This window comes from Achromobacter spanius, from assembly GCF_029637605.1.
GTDB lineage: Bacteria > Pseudomonadota > Gammaproteobacteria > Burkholderiales > Burkholderiaceae_B > Achromobacter > Achromobacter spanius_E.
Genome location: NZ_CP121261.1, coordinates 5,454,631 through 5,473,109, shown reverse-complemented (window position 1 = coordinate 5,473,109; position 18,479 = coordinate 5,454,631). Strand labels below are relative to the sequence as shown.

The 18,479-nt window shown below is 64.7% G+C and carries 14 protein-coding genes; 9 read left to right on the top strand and 5 right to left on the bottom strand.

All coding sequences use genetic code 11. From position 1 onward, the window contains the following. The first annotated feature begins 41 nt into the window (after positions 1 to 41). From P8T11_RS24370 to P8T11_RS24360, 3 genes are all read left to right on the top strand, one after another. Positions 42 to 1,025: a Bug family tripartite tricarboxylate transporter substrate binding protein gene (locus tag P8T11_RS24370; protein ID WP_268079641.1), complete on the top strand. Its 984-nt coding sequence runs from the start codon at positions 42 to 44 to the stop codon at positions 1,023 to 1,025. Positions 1,026 to 1,037: 12 nt separating this feature from the next. Then, positions 1,038 to 2,150, top strand: a complete 1,113-nt coding sequence (locus tag P8T11_RS24365) for a CaiB/BaiF CoA transferase family protein (RefSeq protein WP_268079642.1) — start codon at positions 1,038 to 1,040, stop codon at positions 2,148 to 2,150. 1,006 nt (positions 2,151 to 3,156) lie between these two features. After that, complete coding sequence (locus P8T11_RS24360; protein ID WP_268079643.1) at positions 3,157 to 4,563, top strand: APC family permease; 1,407 nt, start codon at positions 3,157 to 3,159, stop codon at positions 4,561 to 4,563. Positions 4,564 to 4,600: 37 nt separating this feature from the next. Here the strand turns inward: P8T11_RS24360 and ggt are convergent, their stop codons facing one another. Further along, a complete protein-coding gene (gene ggt / locus P8T11_RS24355; protein WP_418910275.1) occupies positions 4,601 to 6,358 on the bottom strand; it encodes a gamma-glutamyltransferase in 1,758 nt (585 codons plus the stop codon). A 114-nt stretch (positions 6,359 to 6,472) separates the two neighbouring features. Here ggt and P8T11_RS24350 point away from each other — a divergent pair, with 114 nt between their 5' ends. Beyond that, the gene (locus tag P8T11_RS24350) at positions 6,473 to 7,378 is read left to right on the top strand and encodes a LysR family transcriptional regulator (RefSeq protein WP_268079644.1); all 906 of its coding nucleotides are present in this window, start codon (positions 6,473 to 6,475) and stop codon (positions 7,376 to 7,378) included. Positions 7,379 to 7,477: 99 nt separating this feature from the next. On the opposite strand, the gene P8T11_RS24345 is transcribed toward P8T11_RS24350, so the two are convergent. Next, positions 7,478 to 8,470, bottom strand: coding sequence for a tripartite tricarboxylate transporter substrate binding protein BugE (locus P8T11_RS24345; protein WP_268079645.1), 993 nt, complete (start codon positions 8,468 to 8,470; stop codon positions 7,478 to 7,480). Between the two features lie 244 nt (positions 8,471 to 8,714). On the opposite strand from P8T11_RS24345, the gene P8T11_RS24340 reads away from it, so the two are divergent. After that, on the top strand, positions 8,715 to 9,608 hold the full coding sequence (locus tag P8T11_RS24340) for an AEC family transporter (protein ID WP_268079646.1): 894 nt from the start codon (positions 8,715 to 8,717) through the stop codon (positions 9,606 to 9,608). Positions 9,609 to 9,719: 111 nt separating this feature from the next. On the opposite strand, the gene fumC is transcribed toward P8T11_RS24340, so the two are convergent. Then, positions 9,720 to 11,114 (bottom strand): class II fumarate hydratase, encoded by a 1,395-nt coding sequence (fumC, locus tag P8T11_RS24335; protein ID WP_268079647.1) that lies wholly within the window; start codon positions 11,112 to 11,114, stop codon positions 9,720 to 9,722. A 162-nt stretch (positions 11,115 to 11,276) separates the two neighbouring features. Here fumC and tsaE point away from each other — a divergent pair, with 162 nt between their 5' ends. Continuing rightward, a complete protein-coding gene (gene tsaE, locus P8T11_RS24330; protein ID WP_268079648.1) occupies positions 11,277 to 11,816 on the top strand; it encodes a tRNA (adenosine(37)-N6)-threonylcarbamoyltransferase complex ATPase subunit type 1 TsaE in 540 nt (179 codons plus the stop codon). Continuing rightward, positions 11,744 to 13,114, top strand: coding sequence for an N-acetylmuramoyl-L-alanine amidase (locus P8T11_RS24325; protein WP_268079649.1), 1,371 nt, complete (start codon positions 11,744 to 11,746; stop codon positions 13,112 to 13,114). Before tsaE ends, P8T11_RS24325 begins: the two co-directional genes overlap by 73 nt. Positions 13,115 to 13,242: 128 nt before the next feature. Here P8T11_RS24325 and P8T11_RS24320 read toward each other — a convergent pair whose 3' ends face one another. Continuing rightward, positions 13,243 to 13,878, bottom strand: a complete 636-nt coding sequence (locus P8T11_RS24320; RefSeq protein WP_268079650.1) for a VTT domain-containing protein — start codon at positions 13,876 to 13,878, stop codon at positions 13,243 to 13,245. A gap of 101 nt (positions 13,879 to 13,979) precedes the next feature. Here P8T11_RS24320 and mutL point away from each other — a divergent pair, with 101 nt between their 5' ends. After that, positions 13,980 to 16,022, top strand: coding sequence for a DNA mismatch repair endonuclease MutL (gene mutL, locus P8T11_RS24315; RefSeq protein WP_268079651.1), 2,043 nt, complete (start codon positions 13,980 to 13,982; stop codon positions 16,020 to 16,022). Positions 16,023 to 16,060: 38 nt separating this feature from the next. Then, positions 16,061 to 17,005: a tRNA (adenosine(37)-N6)-dimethylallyltransferase MiaA gene (gene miaA / locus P8T11_RS24310; protein WP_268082511.1), complete on the top strand. Its 945-nt coding sequence runs from the start codon at positions 16,061 to 16,063 to the stop codon at positions 17,003 to 17,005. Between the two features lie 73 nt (positions 17,006 to 17,078). Here miaA and purM read toward each other — a convergent pair whose 3' ends face one another. Then, positions 17,079 to 18,128, bottom strand: coding sequence for a phosphoribosylformylglycinamidine cyclo-ligase (gene purM, locus P8T11_RS24305; protein ID WP_268079652.1), 1,050 nt, complete (start codon positions 18,126 to 18,128; stop codon positions 17,079 to 17,081). Positions 18,129 to 18,479: the final 351 nt, after the last annotated feature.

Here is an 18,479-nt window from a genome sequence, read left to right as displayed (position 1 = left end):
GGCGGCACAGCCGGCGCGCCTTCCCCACAGGAGACACCACCATGAAACGCTTTATTGCCCCCTTGCTGCTGGCCGCGACCACCGCCGTCATGCCGGTCACGTCCGCGCTGGCGGCCGACGCCTTTCCCAGCGCCCGCCCCATCACGCTGGTCGTGCCGTTCCCGCCCGGCGGGCCGACCGACGCCATGGCGCGCCGCCTGGCCGAGAAACTGCGCGAACCGCTCAAGCAGAACGTGATTGTTGAAAACCGCAGCGGCGCGGGCGGCAATATCGGATCGGAATACGTAGCGGGGGCCAAGCCCGATGGCTACACGATTCTGTTCGGCACGTCCGGCCCGCTGGCCATCAACGTCAGCCTGTACAAGAACCAGGGCTACAACCCTGAAACCAGTTTCGCGCCGATCATCCGCCTGGGCCATCTGCCCAACATCCTGGTGGTGAACCCCTCTGTGCCGGTCAAGAACGTGCAAGAGCTTATCGCCTACGCCAAGCAGAATCCCACCAAGCTCAGCTACGCGTCGTCGGGCAACGGCGCGTCGTCGCATCTGGCCGGCATCCTGTTCAACAAGATGGCCGGCACCGACATCATGCACATCCCCTACAAGGGCACGGGGCCGGCGCTGAACGACCTGCTGGGCGGGCAGGTGTCCATGTCGTTCACCGACATCCTCACGGCCCTGCCCCACGTCAAGGCCGGCAAGCTGCGCGCCATCGGCCTGGCCAGCGCGCAACGATCGGACGCGCTGCCGGATTTGCCCACCTTGTCCGAGCAGGGCCTGAAGGGCTATGACGTGAGCGTCTTCTTCGGCATCGTCGCGCCCAAGGGCACGCCGGCCGATGTGGTGGACACGTTGAACCGGGCGTTCAAGACCGCGCTGTCGGATCCCGCCGTCGAGCAGGCACTGCGTTCTCAAGGCATCGTGGCGGCCAAGGACCAGACGCCGCAAGGCCTGGCCAACTTCATCGCCGCCGAAGTCCCCAAGTGGCGCGAACTCATCAAGAGCGCCAACGTTTCCATCGACTGAAGCAGAGAATCCATGGCCCCTACTCTTCCGAACGCCGGCGCGCTGGCCGGCTGCAAAGTGATCGACCTGTCGCGCGTGTTGGGCGGCCCGTACTGCACGCAGATACTGGCCGACCACGGCGCCGACGTGCTGAAGATCGAGCCCCCGGGCGGCGACGAAACCCGAGGTTGGGGCCCGCCCTTCCTGGGCGACACGGCGTCGTACTTCATCGGCGTGAACCGCAACAAGGAAGGCATGACGCTGGACTTGTCGCAACCGGCGGGCCAGGAACTGCTGCGCCATCTGCTGGCCGACGCCGACGTGCTGGTTGAGAACTTCAAACCCGGCACGCTGGAAAAGTGGGGGCTGGGTTATGACAGCTTGAGCCAGGCCTTTCCCAAGCTGGTGCATTGCCGTGTCAGCGGCTTCGGCGCCGATGGGCCCTTGGGCGGGTTGCCCGGCTACGACGCCTGCGCGCAAGCCATGTGCGGCTTGATGAGCGTGAACGGCGAAGCCGACGGCGAGGCCACGCGCGTGGGTCTGCCGGTGGTGGACATGGTGACCGGGCTGAACGCCGCGGTGGCCGTGCTGCTGGCGCTCAACGAACGCCAGCGCAGCGGCCTGGGCCAATTCCTGGACATCACGCTGTACGACTGCGCGCTTTCGCTGTTGCACCCGCACGCCGCCAACTTTTTCTACAGCGGCACGGTGCCCAAGCGCAGCGGCAACGCGCACCCGAATATCGCGCCCTACGAAACACTGCCCACCGCCAGCGGCCCGCTGTTTCTTGCCGTGGGCAACAACCGGCAGTTTGCGTTGATGGCGCAGGTGCTGGAAGCGCCGGGTCTGGCAGCGGATGCACGCTATGCCACCAACGCCGACCGCCTGCAAAACCGGCAAGCCTTGCGCGATGAATTGTCGAGTCTGCTGGCGAGCCAGAATGCCGCCACGCTGGCCGACCGCCTGCTGCGCGCAGGCGTCCCCGCCGCCGCCGTACAAACGGTGGACCAAGCCTTGGCACACCCGCATACGAAACATCGCGGGATGGTGTTGGAACAAGGCGAATACAAAGGCGTAGGCTCGCCCATCAAGCTATCGCGTACCCCGGCTAGCCTGCGCAAACTGCCACCAGAACTGAAGGCGTGAATTCGTAGGATGGGTGCAGCGCGCGGGAAGGGGCAGAAGAACACTGAAGCCGTTCGCGCGAAACCCATCAGGCAGCGCTGAAACCTAAACCGTTTTAACCATACATAAGTGTGGCCAAGGTGTCGCAATTTCCAACGCTGCATGATGGGTTTCGCGCGAATATCACTTGGGTTTTTCTGCTCTTTCTTTCGCGCTGCACCCATCCTACGAATGCTAGCCGGATAGGAAAACGTAGGATGGGTGCAGCGCGCGGGAAGAGGCAGAAGAACACTGAAGCCGTTCGCGCGAAACCCATCAGGCGGCGCTGAAACCCAAACCGTTTTAACCATACATAGCTGTGGCTAAGGTGCCGCAATTTCCAACGCTGCATGATGGGTTTCGCGCGAATCGCGCTTGGGTTTTTCTGCTCTTTCTTTCGCGCTGCACCCATCCTACGAATGCCAGCCGGATAGGAAAACGTAGGATGGGTGCAGCGCGCGGGAAGGGGCAGAAGAACACTGACGACGTTCGCGCGAAACCCATCAGGCAGCGCTGAAACCCAAACCGTTTAACCATACATAGGTGTGGCTAAGGTGTCGCAATTTCCACCGCTGCATGATGGGTTTCGCGCGAATATCACTTGGGTTTTTCTGCTCTTTCTTTCGCGCTACACCCATCCTACGAATGCCAGCCGGATAGGAAAACGTAGGATGGGTGCAGCGCGCGGGAAGAGGCAGAAGAACACTGAAGCCGTTCGCGCGAAACCCATCAGGCGGCGCTGAAGCCAAAACCGTTTTAACCATACATAGGTGTGGCTAAGGTGCCGCAATTTCCAACGCTGCATGATGGGTTTCGCGCGAATCGCACTTGGGTTTTTCTGCCCTTTCTCTCGCGCTGCACCCATCCTACGAATCTCAACAACTAAGACATTTCGTTGCACCGTTGTAGCACTGTCTGCACCCTCCCCGCCTTAGACTTTTCGGGTCGCCTCCCCCCCCACAAAGTCCAAGAAAGAGGAGAAAAGAATATGGCCACGAACGAAACGAGCGCCCCGTCCGCAACGGAGAACGCGCCGCTCAAGCGCGTGATGGGCGCGAAACTATTGTTGCTATTCATTATTGGCGACATCCTTGGCACCGGCGTCTATGCCTTGACCGGCCAGGTGGCGGCCGAAGTCGGTGGTGCGGCGTGGGTGCCCTTCCTGGTGGCCTTCGGCGTGGCGTTGCTGACCGCGCTGTCCTATCTGGAGCTTGTCACCAAATACCCCAAGGCCGCCGGCGCGGCGCTGTATGTGCACAAAGCCTTCGGCGTGCACTTCCTGACCTTCATCGTCTGCTTCACCGTCATGAGCTCGGGGCTGACATCCGCTGCCACGGCCTCGCAGGCCTTTGCGGCCAACCTGTTTGCGGCCTTCGGCATCGAGGCCGACAAAACCTGGATCACGTTCGGCGCGCTCGGCTTCATGCTGCTGGTAATGTTGGTGAACCTGCGCGGCGCGGCCGAAAGCGTCAAGGCCAACGTCGTGCTGACCCTGATCGAATTGTCGGGCCTGTTGATGGTGATCTTGCTGGGCTTCTACGCCATGGCGGGTGGGCAGGCGGATTTCTCGCGGGTAATCGCATTCGACACGCCCGAAGACAAGAGCGTCTTCCTGGCGGTCACATCAGCCACCGCGCTGGCATTCTTCGCCATGGTCGGCTTTGAGGATTCGGTCAACATGGCCGAAGAAACGCACGAACCCAGCCGCATCTTTCCCAAGGTCATGCTGACCGGCTTGGGCATCACCGCCGTGATTTACGTGCTGGTGTCGATCTGCGCCGTGGCGCTGGTGCCGGTGGGTGAATTGGCCAAGAGCTCGACGCCGCTGGTGCTGGTGGTCAAGCGCGCCGCGCCGAACCTGCCGGTGGAGTACATCATGCCCGTGATCTCGATGTTTGCCGTGGCCAACTCCGCGCTCATCAACATGATGATGGCCAGCCGCCTGCTTTACGGCATGTCGCGCCAGGGCGTGCTGCCGTCGTTCCTGGCGCACGTGCATCGCAAGAACCAGACGCCCTGGACGGCCATCCTGTTCACCACCGCGCTTGCGTTTGGCCTGATCATCCTGGTGGCCCTGGCGGATTCGGAAGCCATCCGCGCGTTGGGCGGCACCACGGCGTTGCTGCTGCTTGGCGTATTCGCCTTCGTCAACGTCGCGGTGTTGGTCCTGCGTCGCGACGAGGTCAAGCATGAACACTTCCGCATCAACCGCATCATTCCGTGGCTGGGCGCGGCGGCCTGCCTGTTCCTGGTCACGCCGCTGACCGGCCGCGACGTGATCCAGTATCAAGTGGCGGGTTGGCTCTTGCTGTTGGGAGTGGTGATGTGGGGCGTGACCTATCTGGCGCATCGCAAGGAAGCGCGCATGGAAATCGACCCGTCTTCGCTGGACTAGCCCCGCTGGACCTGGCCCACCGGACTTGACGCGCGCCTCAGCCCCCCTTGGCCAGCCCTTCGCGGCGCGGGTCCACCCCGCCTTGCAGGCCGTTGGCGTCGATGACGATGCCATGGATGCCACTGGGGAATTCGGTAATCCGCACCGGGTGCCCCTTGGCTTCCAGCGCAGGGGCCAACGCTTCCAGCGGCGTGCCTTTTTCCAGTTCCGTGTCCTTGTTGCGGCTGCCCATGTTGGGCAGCGCAATCGCGGCCTGGATGTCCAAGCCCCAATCCAGCACGCCCACTATCGTCTTGGCTACGTAGTTGATGATGGCGCTGCCGCCAGGTGACCCCACCAGCATCACGGGCTTGCCGTCGCGCAGCACGATGATCGGCGCCATCGAGCTGCGCGGCCGCTTGCCCGCTTCAACGCGGTTGGCCACCAGCCTGCCTTCCGGGTCCTTGAACGACGAAGAGAAGTCCGTCATTTCGTTGTTCAACAAAAATCCGCGCACGAAGATCTTGCTGCCGAATTCGCTTTCGATGGTGGTCGTCATGGACAGCGCATTGCCTTGCTTGTCCACCGCCACCAGATGACTGGTGGACGGCAGCTCCAGCGCGTTGTCGCGCCCTAGCGTCAGCAGCTTGCCTTCCGGGTCGCCCGGCAGCGCAACCTTCATACTGCGATCAGGCTGAATCAGCTTGCCGCGCGCACGCAGATAGGCGGGGTCCAACAAGGCGAGTACCGGCACATCGACGAAGTCGGGATCCGCCACATAGAAGTCTCGGTCAGCGAACGCCAGCCGACCGGCTTCAGAAAAATAATGCACCGCCTGCACCGAACCCGGTGCATACGTCGACATCGGATACTGTTCAAGCTCGCCCAGCATCTGCAACACGGCGATGGGGCCGCTACTGGGCGGCGCCATGCCGCACAGCTGGTAGCCGCGATACGCGCCGCACACCGGGTCGCGTGTCTTGGCGCGGTAGTTCGCCAAGTCCGCCAGGCTCAGGTCGCCCGGCGTGGCGTGGCCGTGCACCGCCGCCACGATGTCGCGAGCGATCTCGCCCTGGTAGAACGCGTCGGCGCCCTGCGCGGCCACCGCGCGCAAGGTGCGCGCAAACTCGGGGTTCTTCAACACATGCCCCACCGGCCAGGGTGAGCCATCCGGCGCATAGAAATACGCGGCGGCCGCCGCCTGCTTCGGCAACGCCTTGTTGCCCGCCAGCAGCGTGTGCAAGCGCGGCGACACGGCAAAGCCTTGTTCGGCAAGCCGGATGGCGGGCTGGAACAGGTCGGCCCAGGGCAGCACACCCGCCTCCTTGTGCGCCAGTTCCAGGCCGCGCAGCAAACCCGGCACGCCAACCGCCATGCCGTTGTTGACGGCCTGCGCGAAAGGCAGCGGCTTGCCATCGGCGTCCAGAAAGCGGTCCGGGCGCGCCGCGGCGGGTGCGGTTTCGCGGCTGTCATAGGTCTGGATGCGGCCGGTCTTGGCCGAATACAGCACCAGGAACGCGCCCCCGCCGATGCCAGACGATTGCGGCTCAACCAGATTCAATACCAGTTGCGTGGCAATGGCGGCATCCACCACCGAGCCCCCCGCGCGCAGCATGTCGTAGCCCGCCTGCGTGGCCAGCGGGTTGGCGGACACCATCATGTACTGCGACGCGCGGACCAGCTCGCGCGCCTGCGCGCCGGTGGCCGCCTCGGGGTTGAGATCCTCAACCGCCGCGGGGGTTCGCGCCCAGGCGGCCGGCATGGCGGCCAGGGTGGCGGCAATAAGAATGGCGGCGGCGTGGCGGCAAGCGCGCATGGTCAACTCCAAGGTGGCGCCGGCATGCCGGCAGGCGTCCATCATCGGCCTGGGTGTCCCGCGCCGTCAACCCGACATAGAATCGCGGTTCCGGTCCCTCTTCCCTGCCCTGACATGCGCCTGCGCCACATCGAGATTTTCGAAGCGATCCGCCGTACCGGATCCCTGACCGAGGCCGCCGCCGCGCTGCATATCTCGCAGCCCGCCGCCAGCAAACTGCTGGCGCACGCCGAGACCCAACTCGGCTTCAAGCTGTTTGAGCGCGTGAAGGGGCGGCTGGTCGCCACGCGCGAGGCCGAAATCCTGACGCCCGAGGTCGCGCGCCTGAACCAGGACCTGAACAGCGTGCGCCGGCTGGTCGCCAGCCTGCGTGACCGGCCGAACGGGCACTTGCGGCTGGGCTGCGCGCCCGCTTTGGGCCTTGGCTTACTGCCCGACGTGGTGCGCGAAAGCCGGGATGCGCAACCCGGCATCACCTTCGACATCCACACGCATCACAGCGCGGAGCTGGTGCAGGGCTTGTTGACGCGCGAACTGGACCTGGCCATTACCTTCGACACCAACGACTACCCCGGACTGACGCGCATGGGCCTGGGCCATACCGAGCTGGTACACCTGAGCCGGCGGCCCGCCACGGGGCCGATGCGACTGTCTGAACTGGCCGACCCGTCGGGCGATACGCTGATCGTGCTGGACGCGGGCGATGCCTCGGGCGCGCTGCTGCAGATGGCGCTGGATGCGCAGGGCCTGGCGCCGCAGGTCGCCATCCAGGTGCAGACGCATTACGTGGCCTGCGCGCTGGTGGATGCCGGCTGCGGCGACGCCATCGTGGACGCCATTACCGCCCAGGCGATGCTGCGCCCCGGCATGAGCCTGCGCCGCCTGGACCCCGCGCTGCGCGTGCCGATCAGCATCATGGTGCGCAACCAGGACCCCTTGTCCGCCCTGCACCGCGATCTGATCGACCGGCTGCGCGCCGCCTGCGCCGCGCGCATCGCGTCGCTGGACGTGCCCGCTTGAAGGGCGCGGCGATGCCAAAATAAAACGGGCGCCTTGAAGTTCAAGGCGCCCGTTTTTACTGGCGTTGGAAACCGGCCCACGGGCCGGCCCCATGCCGCATCAATCCAGCTTGATGTTCTGCTTCTTCACGACGCCTTGCGCCCAGTCAAACTGCTCTTTGATTTCCTTGGCGAACTCTTCCGGCGTGTTGCCCGACGGTGCCGAGCCTTGGTCGTCCAGCGCCTTGATGACCTTCGGGTCCTTCAGGGCCACGACAGCGGCGTCGCGCAGCTTGTTCACGATTTCCATCGACGTGCCCTTGGGCGCCAACAGGCCATACCAGACCGGCTGGTTCAGCACCGGGAAGCCGGCTTCCTTGAACGTGGGCACGCCCTTGATCGAGGAAATCTGTTCAGGCCAGGCGATGGCCATGGCGTGCAGCTTGCCAGCCTGGATCTGCGGCATCGACGACGGCAGGTTGTCGAACAGGATTTCGATCTGGCCACCGACGGCATCCGCCACGGCCGGGCCCGAACCCTTGTACGGCACGTGCACGATGTCGGTGCCCGTGGCCATCTTGAACGATTCGCCCATCAAGTGCAGCACGCCGCAGGTGCCCGAACTGCCATAGGAGTACTTGCCCGGATTCTTCTTCAGTTCTTCGATGAAACCCTTGAAGTCCTTGGCCGGGAACTTCGGGTTCACGGCAACCACGTTGGCCGTGTTGGCGAAGTTGGTGACCGGCTGGAAGTCCTTGATCGGGTCGTACGGCAGGTCCTTCGGACGGCAGGCCGGATTGACGGCCATGGTCGAGACCGTGGCGATCGACAGCGTGTAGCCGTCGGCATCAGCGCGTGCGGCTTCCGACGCGCCGATGGCGCCGCCCGCGCCACCCTTGTTTTCCACAACCATCGGCTGACCAAGTTCCTGGCTCATGCGCTGGGTCACCAGGCGCGCGATGATGTCGGTGGAACCGCCAGGCGCGAAGGGAACGATCACGCGGATCGGCTTGCTGGGGTACTTGTCGGCGGCATGCGCGACGGAGGCGCCAAGCGTGCCGGCGGCGCCAGTCGCCACGGCGATAGCCAAGGCCAGGGAGCGAACTTTATTCATAGGTGTGTTTCCTCCAAGATTGCGAGCCCGTATGTGAACGGACCGTTTTGAGATGGTCTCGTCTGTAGACGGGCCAGCAGATAACGGTGGGAGCGCTTTGCTTCTGTGCAGCGTGTGTGGCGCTGCTTTTATGAATTGCTTGTGGCAGACGCGCCCGCCAGAATGACGGAGAATAGCAGCAAATGCTTACACCCGCATAGCGCGCCGATCCCGGCCCGCGCCCCTACAAAAACACCCTGGTCCCATGTCGGTTGCCCTTCTGGTTTTCCCTGATTTCATGCTGGTTGCGCTGGGTTGGGCGCTACGTCACAAGCTGGGTTTTTCACGCGAATTCTTTGCGGGCACCGAACGCCTTGTGTACTTCGTGCTGTTCCCCGCGCTGCTGTTCCAATCCATTCTTCGTACCCCCATCACGGCCGGCAACGCCGCCCTGCTGCTACAGGCCACGGCGGCCGTGATCGTGGCGGGCGTGGCCATGGCCTGGCTGGCGGGCCTGGTGCTGCGGCCGTCCTCGCTGGGGCTGGCGTCGTCGGCGCAGTGCGGGTACCGCTTCAATACCTATATTGGGCTGGCGCTGTCGGCCAGCCTGGCCGGTTCGCAAGGGCAGACGGTGATGGCGCTGATCGTCGGCTTCGCGGTGCCCATGGCCAACGTAGCCGCGGTCTACGGGCTGGCTCGCCACAACGGCGGCAATCTGCTGCGTGAACTGGCGCGCAATCCGCTGGTTGTCTCAACCCTGTTGGGGCTGGCCTGCAACCTGGCCGGCTTGCAACTGCCCGGGCCCGTGGACACGGTGCTGGCGCGCCTGGGCGCGGCGGCCTTGGCGCTGGGCATCCTGTGCGTGGGCGCCAGCCTCGCGTGGGAGGGCGGCAAGGGCTACGGCGCGTTGATCACATGGATGCTGGCCGTGAAGCTGGTGGCGCTGCCCGCGGTGGCCCTGGGCGTGGCGCGGCTAGTGGGCCTGCCGCCGCTTGAAGCGCGCATGCTGTTGCTGTTTGCCGCCTTGCCGACCGCATCGGCCGCTTACGTGCTGGCCATGCGCATGGGCGGAGACGGGCGGATGGTGGCGGTGCTGATTTCGCTGGGCACGCTGTTCTCGGCCGCCACGATTCCGCTGTGGCTGATGCTGACCGCGTAGGCCGGATCTCTGCAAAAAAATGGCCGCCCATCAAGGGCGGCCATCTGTCCCGGCCATCTGGGGCTGCCATCAGGGCGACCCCAGCGGCAACAGCGGCTGCGATCGCGCCAATTACGACTTGTGCGCGTTGGTCATGGACCCAGGCACCACCCATTCGGCGAACTGCGCTTCGGTCACATAACCCAGCGCCAGGGCCGATTCCTTCAGCGACAAACCTTCCTTGTGCGCCTTCTTGGCAATCTGCGCGGCCTTGTCGTAGCCGATGTGCGGGTTCAGCGCCGTCACCAGCATCAGGGAACGATCCACCAGTTCGGCGATACGTTCGTGGTTGGGCTCGATGCCGGCCGCGCAATGCGCATTGAAGCTGGCCATGCCGTCGGTCAAGAGGCGCACCGATTGCAGGAAGTTGTGGATCACCAGCGGCTTGAACACGTTCAGTTCAAAGTTGCCGCTGGCGCCGCCGATATTGATGGCCACGTCGTTGCCCAACACTTGCGCGGCCAGCATGGTGATGGCCTCGCATTGCGTCGGATTGACCTTGCCCGGCATGATGGAGCTGCCCGGTTCGTTTTCCGGAATGCTGATCTCGCCCAGGCCCGAGCGCGGGCCGCTGGACAGCCAGCGCACGTCGTTGGCGATCTTCATCAAGCCGGCCGCCAGCGACTTCAATGCACCATGCGCGAACAGCAGCGCTTCGTGCGAGGCCAGCGCCTGGAACTTATTGGGCGCCGACACGAAAGCCGTGCCCGTTGCATGCGCCAGATCGGCCGACACCTTGGCGCTGAATTGCGGATGCGCGTTCAGGCCCGTGCCCACCGCCGTGCCGCCGATGGCCAATTGATGCAAGCCCGGCAAGGTGGCGCGAATCTGCTGCTCCGCCAGGTCCAGTTGCGCCACATAGCCCGACAGTTCCTGGCCCAGCGTCAACGGCGTCGCATCCTGCAGGTGGGTGCGGCCAATCTTGACGATGTCATAGAACTCGGCGCTTTTCTCGGCCAGGGTGGCGCGCAACTGTTTCAGCGAGGGCAGCAGGTGATGCTCGACTTCGACGGCGGCCGCCACGTGCATGGCGGTCGGGAAGGTGTCGTTGGACGATTGGCCGCGGTTGACGTGGTCATTCGGATGCACCTTGCGTTCTTCGCCGCGCACGCCGCCCAAGAGTTCGGACGCGCGGTTGGCCAGCACTTCGTTCATGTTCATGTTGCTTTGGGTGCCCGAGCCCGTTTGCCAGACCGACAAGGGAAACTCGTTGGGCCATTTGCCGGCGATGACCTCGTCGGCCGCGCGGATGATGCCATCGGCGATGTTCGGGTCCAGCTCGCCGAGTTCGGCGTTGACCTTGGCGGCCGCGCGTTTCAGGCGGGCCATGGCGTTGACCAGCGGCACAGGCATCTTTTCGGTGGAAATCGCGAAAAAATGCAGCGAACGTTGCGTTTGGGCGCCCCAGAGGTGATCCTCGGGGACTTCGATGGGCCCAAACGTGTCTTTTTCGATGCGGGTCTTCATGGCGCGTACAACTCCGTGGCGGCTGTCAGTCGCAAGTGGCGGTGTCCGCCCGAAGCGACATATTGAGAATAGCAATCACTTATAAGATTAGCAGAAACCCGCATTCCTATAATTGCGGCAATCCGAGATCTCTTCATCGTTTTTTACCACTCGCCCCGCGCCATGTCCGCCCCTCTTTGCACCCTGACCTTGCACCTGCCCGACGAAGCCGCCACGGAATCGCTTGCGCGCCAGCTTGCCCCCTTGGTTTCAGGGGGACAGACTGGCCCCGCGGGCGCTTGCATCCACCTTCAAGGGGACCTCGGCGCAGGCAAAACAGCCTTCACCCGAGCCCTGTTGCGCGAATGCGGCGTCACGGGCCGAATCAAAAGTCCCAGCTACGCGCTGCTTGAATCCTATAAAGTTTTTAACTTATACTTCTATCATCTTGATTTTTATAGATTTAGTGATTCGCGCGAATGGTTAGACGCAGGATTTCGGGATTTACTGCGTGAAGACGCGGTGGTTTTGATCGAATGGCCAGAGCGGGCCGAGGGCCTTTTGCCCCCTCCCGACTTGCTCATTTCCCTGGCTTATGCCGATGACGGCCGCGATGCCACCCTGACCGCGTACACCGCTCGAGGACAAACATGGTTGAACGCGATTGTCCCCCCGCCCAAGACGGCGCCCTCCCCTCCACAGGCGCCACCCGGCGCCGCCTGATCAGCGTCGCCGCCACGCTGCTCGTCTTGCCGGTCCTGCCTCGCTTGGCGCAGGCGGCAACGATTCTGGCTGTCCGGACCTGGCCGGCCGACGAATACACCCGGGTCACGCTGGAGCTCGACAGCGAACTCAAGGCGGAACAATTCACCCTTGAAAATCCCCACCGGCTGGTGGTCGACATCGAGGGACTGACCCTTAGCGCCGCCCTGAACGACCTGGTGTCCAAGGTCCGGCCTGATGATCCCTACATCCAAAGCCTGCGCGTGGCGCAGAACCGCCCGAACGTGGTGCGGCTGGTATTTGACCTGAAGCAGCCCGTGGCGCCCCAGGTGTTCACGCTCAAGCCCGTGGCCGACTACCAGTACCGCCTGGTGCTGGACCTGTATCCGAAGATCGCCCAGGATCCGCTTATTGCCATCCTGAATCAAAGCGGCCCCGACGTCGACGACCCGTTGGCGCGCATTCTTGAAGACATCCAACGCAACCCGGTCACGCGCGCCGATCCGCCCGAAGCGCCGCGCGTGCGCGGCCAGCAACCCGCCCCACCCCTGCCCACCGCGCCCAAGCCGCCTACCGGCACCGCCAGCCGCAAGCCACGCACGCTGACCATCGCGCTGGACCCGGGCCACGGCGGCGAAGACCCGGGTGCCATCGGCCGTAGCGGGCTACGCGAAAAAGACGTGGTGCTGCGCATTGCGCGGCGCCTGAAGGCGCTGATCGACAGCCAGCCTCACATGCGTGCCTACCTGACCCGCGACAACGATTATTTCGTGCCGCTGCATGTGCGCGTGCAGAAGGCGCGCCGGGTGAACGCCGACCTGTTCATCTCGATCCACGCGGACGCCTGGGTCAAGCCGTCAGCCAATGGCTCATCGGTGTTTGCGCTGTCGCAGCGCGGCGCCACCAGTGCTCAAGCGCGCTGGATGGCCAACAAGGAAAACGCGGCCGACCTGATCGGCGGCGTCAACCTGGGCAGCCACGACCGCCAGGTCGCCAAGGTGCTGCTGGACTTGTCCACCACCGCGCAGATCAATGATTCGCTCAAGGTCGGCAACGCCTTCCTGGACGAGATCAAAAAGATCAACCGTCTGCACAAGAACAGCGTCGAACAGGCCGGCTTCGCCGTGCTGAAGGCACCGGACATTCCGTCCGTGCTGGTTGAGACGGCCTTCATCAGCAACCCGCAGGAAGAGGCCCTGTTGCGCAGCAATTCGCATCAAGAGAAGCTGGCTCAAGCCATGATGACCGGCATCCAACGCTACTTCACCGCAAACCCGCCGCTGGCGCGGCTGGGGTGATATCAGCGCGGTGGTGATAGGTTACGTCGTTCATGTGGGGGGTGCGTTGTTCGCTCCACCGCTGCTTGATGGGTTTCGCGCGGCATACGGTGGTGTTCTTGCATCCGTTTTGCCGCGCTGCACCCATCCTACGACCGACGGGATTTGATCAGCTTGAAAATGCCGGCGCCTACCACGGGGACGATGGCCGCGGCCAGGCCCAAGAGGACGATGGTGTTCAGGTGTTCGCGCACCAAGGGGATGTTGCCGAAGAAGTATCCGGCCGCAACCAGGCTGATCACCCACAATAGCGCGCCCAGAATATTGAACAATTGAAAGCGCGACATCGACATGTCCGCCACGCCCGCCACGAATGGCGCGAACGTGCGCACGACCGGGATGAAGCGCGACATCACGATTGTTTTCCCGCCATGCTTTTCATAGAACGCGTGCGTGCGCATCAGCGCGCCGCGGTCCAGGAATCTTACGTTCATGGAAAACACGCGCGGGCCGATGTAGCGCCCTATCATGTAGTTCAGCGTATTGCCTGTGATGGCCGCCACGATCAACAGCACCGCCATCAGCACCGGGTCGATATGCCCCGTGGCGCCGAACGCGCCCGCAATGAACAGCAGCGAATCGCCGGGCAGAAAGGGCATGACGACCAGCCCCGTCTCGGCAAAGACAATCAGGAACAGCACCAGGTACACCCACACGCCATATTGCGCGACCCAGACGCCCAGCGTCTTGTCGATGTGGAGCACCATATTGAAAAATTCAAGCATCAGCAGCCCGGAATTCGAAAGAAGGGTTAAACCTTCGCGACTATAGCCCACCGGCCCATGACGCTAAAATCCTCCACACAGCACCACCAGACCTACGCCTAATGACAGAACGCCGTTCCATTCTTGCGCTTCCCGACCTGCTCATCAGCCAGATCGCCGCTGGTGAGGTGATCGAGCGGCCCGCCTCCGTGCTCAAGGAAATCCTTGAGAACGCGATTGACGCGGGCGGCCGCGCCATCGAAGTGCGCCTGGAGGGCGGCGGCATCCGCCGTATCGCCGTGACGGATGACGGCGGTGGCATTCCGCCCGACGAATTGCCGCTGGCGCTGGCCCGCCACGCCACCAGCAAGATCCGGTCGTTGAACGAATTGGAATCCGTGGCGTCGATGGGGTTTCGTGGCGAAGCATTGGCCTCGATCGCGTCCGTGGCCCAGGTCACCATCATTTCGCGCACCCGCGACGGTGAGCACGCCTGGCAGATCGACGCCGGCAGCATGCAGGTCAGCCCGGCATCCGGGCCGCCCGGCACCACCGTGGACGTACGTCAGCTGTTCGACGCCGTGCCCGCCCGGCGCAAGTTCCTGCGGTCCGAGGCCACCGAGTTCGGCCATTGCGTGGATGCGATGGAGCGGATTGCGATGGCACACCCGCAGATTGCGTTCCGCCTGTTCCATCACGATCGCGCACAGCGCCAGTGGCTGCCGGCCGAACCCCCTCAGCGCATCCGCGACGTGCTGGGCGCGGAATTCGCCGAACACGGCCTTTTGCTGTCGCACTCGGTCGGCGCCGTCAGCCTGGCTGGCATGATCACCCGCCCGACCGCCGCGCGCGCCCGCGCCGACCGCCAATACCTGTACGTGAACGGCCGCTACGTGCGCGACCGCACGGTCAGCCACGCGCTGCGCGCCGCTTACGCCGACGTGCTGCACGGCGACCGCCAACCCGCCTACGTGCTGTTCCTGGACATCGACCCCGCCGCCGTGGACGTGAACGTGCACCCGGCCAAGCACGAGGTCCGTTTTCGCGACAGTGGCGCCGTGCACCGCTTCGTGTCTCACGCGGTTGGCCAGACGCTGGCGCAGACCGGTGGCTCGTCGGCGGTTGCGCCCATGCGACAGGATCAAGGCGAAGACGGCGGCTTTGAAACCGTCGCGTCCGGCAGCCCTGGCTTGGGCCAGGCTTCGGGTTTGGGTTCGAACCAGACCTCCCCCTCGGGCTCGGGTCCGGGCCAGGCCTCGGGCTCAGGCGTGGCCGACGGTGCGAGTGCCATCGCCGACGCCACCTCGGCCTCCGCCCACGCGCGCCCCCAAGACGGCGACGCCGCCGCCCCGAACGCTCCCCGCCCCGGCTACACCGGCCAGAACGCCGCCTATGGCCTGCGCCCGTCGCCCGCCCCGCAACGCGCCCACACCCAGGTGCCGTTCCGCCTGCATGCCGAACCCGCCGGCATACCCGCCGCCGATTGGCAGTCGCTGTACCGGCCGCTCAATGACGACACGGCCACCAAGGTCACGCCGATCAGCGAGCCCCGGTCCGCCCCCACCCTGCCCGTCGACGAAGAGCATCCGCTGGGCATGGCCCTGGCGCAATTGCACGGCATCTACATCCTGGCGCAGAACCGCCGGGGCATGGTGCTGGTGGACATGCACGCCGCTCACGAACGCGTCGTCTACGAACAATTGAAGCAGGCGCTGGACGCCCGCAGCCTGCCGCGCCAGGACCTGCTGGTGCCCGTGGTGTTCCACGCCCAGGAAAAAGACGTGGCCCTGGTCGAGGAATTCGACACCCAACTGAACGATCTGGGTTTCGAAATGCGCCCGTCCGGCCCGACGTCGATCGCCGTGCGCTCCGTGCCCGCCATCCTGGCGCGCGGCGACATCGAAACGCTGGCGCGCGCCGTGCTGCGCGACCTGGGCGCCGTGGGCGTGTCGCGCCTGCTGACCGAACAACGCAACGAGCTGCTGTCCACCATGGCCTGCCACGGTTCCGTGCGCGCCAACCGCAAGCTGACCATCGAAGAAATGAACGGGCTGCTGCGGCAGATGGAAGCCACCGAACGCGCCGACCAATGCAACCACGGTCGCCCGACCTGGGTGCAATGGTCCGTGTCCGACCTGGACAAGCTCTTTCTGCGCGGACAATAAGCTTGCCCTCGTCCCCACCTTCTTCGCTGCCCCCGGACATGCCGCCCGTCATCTGCCTGGCCGGCCCCACCGCCGCCGGCAAAAGCGCGTCCACGCTGGCGCTGGCCGAGCGCTGGCCCATGGAAATCGTCAACGTCGATTCGGCCACCATCTACCGTGGCATGGACATCGGCACGGCCAAGCCCTCGCCCGAGGAGCAGGCGCGCGTCCCCCAACATCTGCTGAACATCCTGGACCCCGCGCAATCGTATTCGGCCGCCGAATTTCGCACTGATGCACTCCGTCTGATCGACGAGATCCGCGCGCGCGGGCGCATTCCGCTGTTGGCGGGCGGCACCATGATGTATTACAAGGCGCTGCGTGAGGGGCTGGATGACCTGCCCCAGGCCGCCCCCGCCCTGCGCGCCGAGATCGAGGCCCGCGCCGCCATCCAAGGCTGGCCCGCGCTGCATGCCGAACTGGCGCTACTGGACCCGGTCACCGCGGCGCGCCTGGCGCCCAACGACAGCCAGCGCATCCAGCGCGCCCTGGAAATCTGCCAACTGACTGGCCAGCCCATGTCGGCCCTCTTGCGGCGCGGCGAGCAAAAGCCGGATGACGACGCCAACCACTACCTGACCATCAGCCTGGAACCGTCCGACCGCGCCGCGCTGCACGCGCGCATCGAACAGCGGTTTGACGCCATGCTGGCCAAGGGCCTGCTTGATGAGGTCCGCACCTTGCGCGCGCGCCCCGACCTGCATCCTGGCCTGCCGTCCGTGCGCTGCGTGGGCTATCGGCAGATGTGGGCGCACCTGGATGGCGAGGTGGATCTGGCCACCGCGCGCGAACAGGGCATTGCCGCCACGCGCCAGTTGGCCAAGCGCCAGATCACCTGGCTGCGCGCCCAGCCCGACCGCGTCATCGTGGACTGCCTGGCCAGCGACGCGGTGGCGCAAACCATCGACGCGGTGGCGATGGCGCTGGCCGGCAAGCGCTCGTAGCAACGAGCGTGCCGTCCGCCCATTAAAAAACCCGCCAGCGGCGGGTTTTTCGTTCGCGCGGAACCGGTCGGGCTTACACCACGAAGGTCTGCGCCATGCCTTCGGTCTGCTCGACGATTTCACCGATCTTGCTGACCGTTTCGCCCTGCTCGCGCAAGGTGTCGGCGATGGCGTCGGCCTGGGCCGCGTCCACCACCAGCACCATGCCGATGCCGCAGTTGAAGACGCGGTGCATTTCGGTATCTTCCACGCCGCCCTGCTCTTGCAGCCACTGGAACAGCTTGGGCATTTCCCAGCCATCGCGATGCAGCTTGGCCGACAGGCCGGCCTGCAGGATGCGCGGCACGTTATCCAGCAAACCGCCGCCGGTGATGTGGGCCAGGCCCTTGATGTCGGTGCCATGCTTGGCCAGCGCGGCCAGCACTTGCTTCACATAAATGCGCGTGGGCGCCATCACGACGTCAACCAGCGGCTGGCCGTGGAAGTCGTCGGTGGGCTTGGCGCCGGCGCGTTCGATGATCTTGCGCACCAGCGAAAAACCGTTCGAATGCACGCCGCTGGAGGCCAGACCCAGCACCACGTCGCCCGGCTTGATCGACTTGCCGTCGATGATCGCGGATTTTTCCACCGCGCCCACCGCGAAGCCGGCCAGGTCGTATTCGCCGTCCGGGTACATGCCCGGCATTTCAGCGGTTTCCCCGCCGATCAGCGCGCAGCCGGATAATTCGCAGCCCTTGGCAATGCCGCCCACCACCGACGCCGCCGTGTCCACCGAAAGCTTGCCGCAGGCAAAGTAGTCCAGGAAGAACAGGGGCTCGGCGCCCTGCACCAGGATGTCGTTGACGCTCATGGCGACCAGGTCGATACCCACGGTGTCGTGGCGGTTCCACTCGAACGCCAGGCGCAGCTTGGTGCCCACGCCGTCGGTGCCCGACACCAGCACGGGTTCGTTGTACTTCTTGGGCACTTCGAACAGCGCGCCAAAGCCGCCGATACCGGCCAGCACCCCGGGGCGCATGGTGCGCGCGGCGAGGGGTTTGATACGGTCGACCAGGGCGTCGCCTGCGTCGATGTCGACACCGGCATCGCGGTAGGTCAAGGGGGCTTTAGGTTGATTCGTCATGAGAAATGCCGTGGGGTATGTAACAATTGCTGGGAATTTGGTGGAACGCCCCGCATTTTACGATGTTGTGGGCTTGTGCAGGGTGCCGGCCGGTCGCGCATCGCGAAAGCAATGCGGGCGGGACGGGCCGCCGCCGGGGCCAAAAGGGCGCAAACCCAAGCCTGGCAAAGCCCTTGAGCGCGACACCATGCCCCCAGGTGGTTTAAAGTGTTGGGTTGGCCGGGTTGGATTTTGCCAGTTTCTGGCGGGCAATACCCGAATCGGCCCCGTGCATCACCGTTTTTTGGCTTTTCCGGCAACATCGGCCTGCCCATCGCGCCGCAGCGGGCCCCGCGTACCCAGTACCACGCA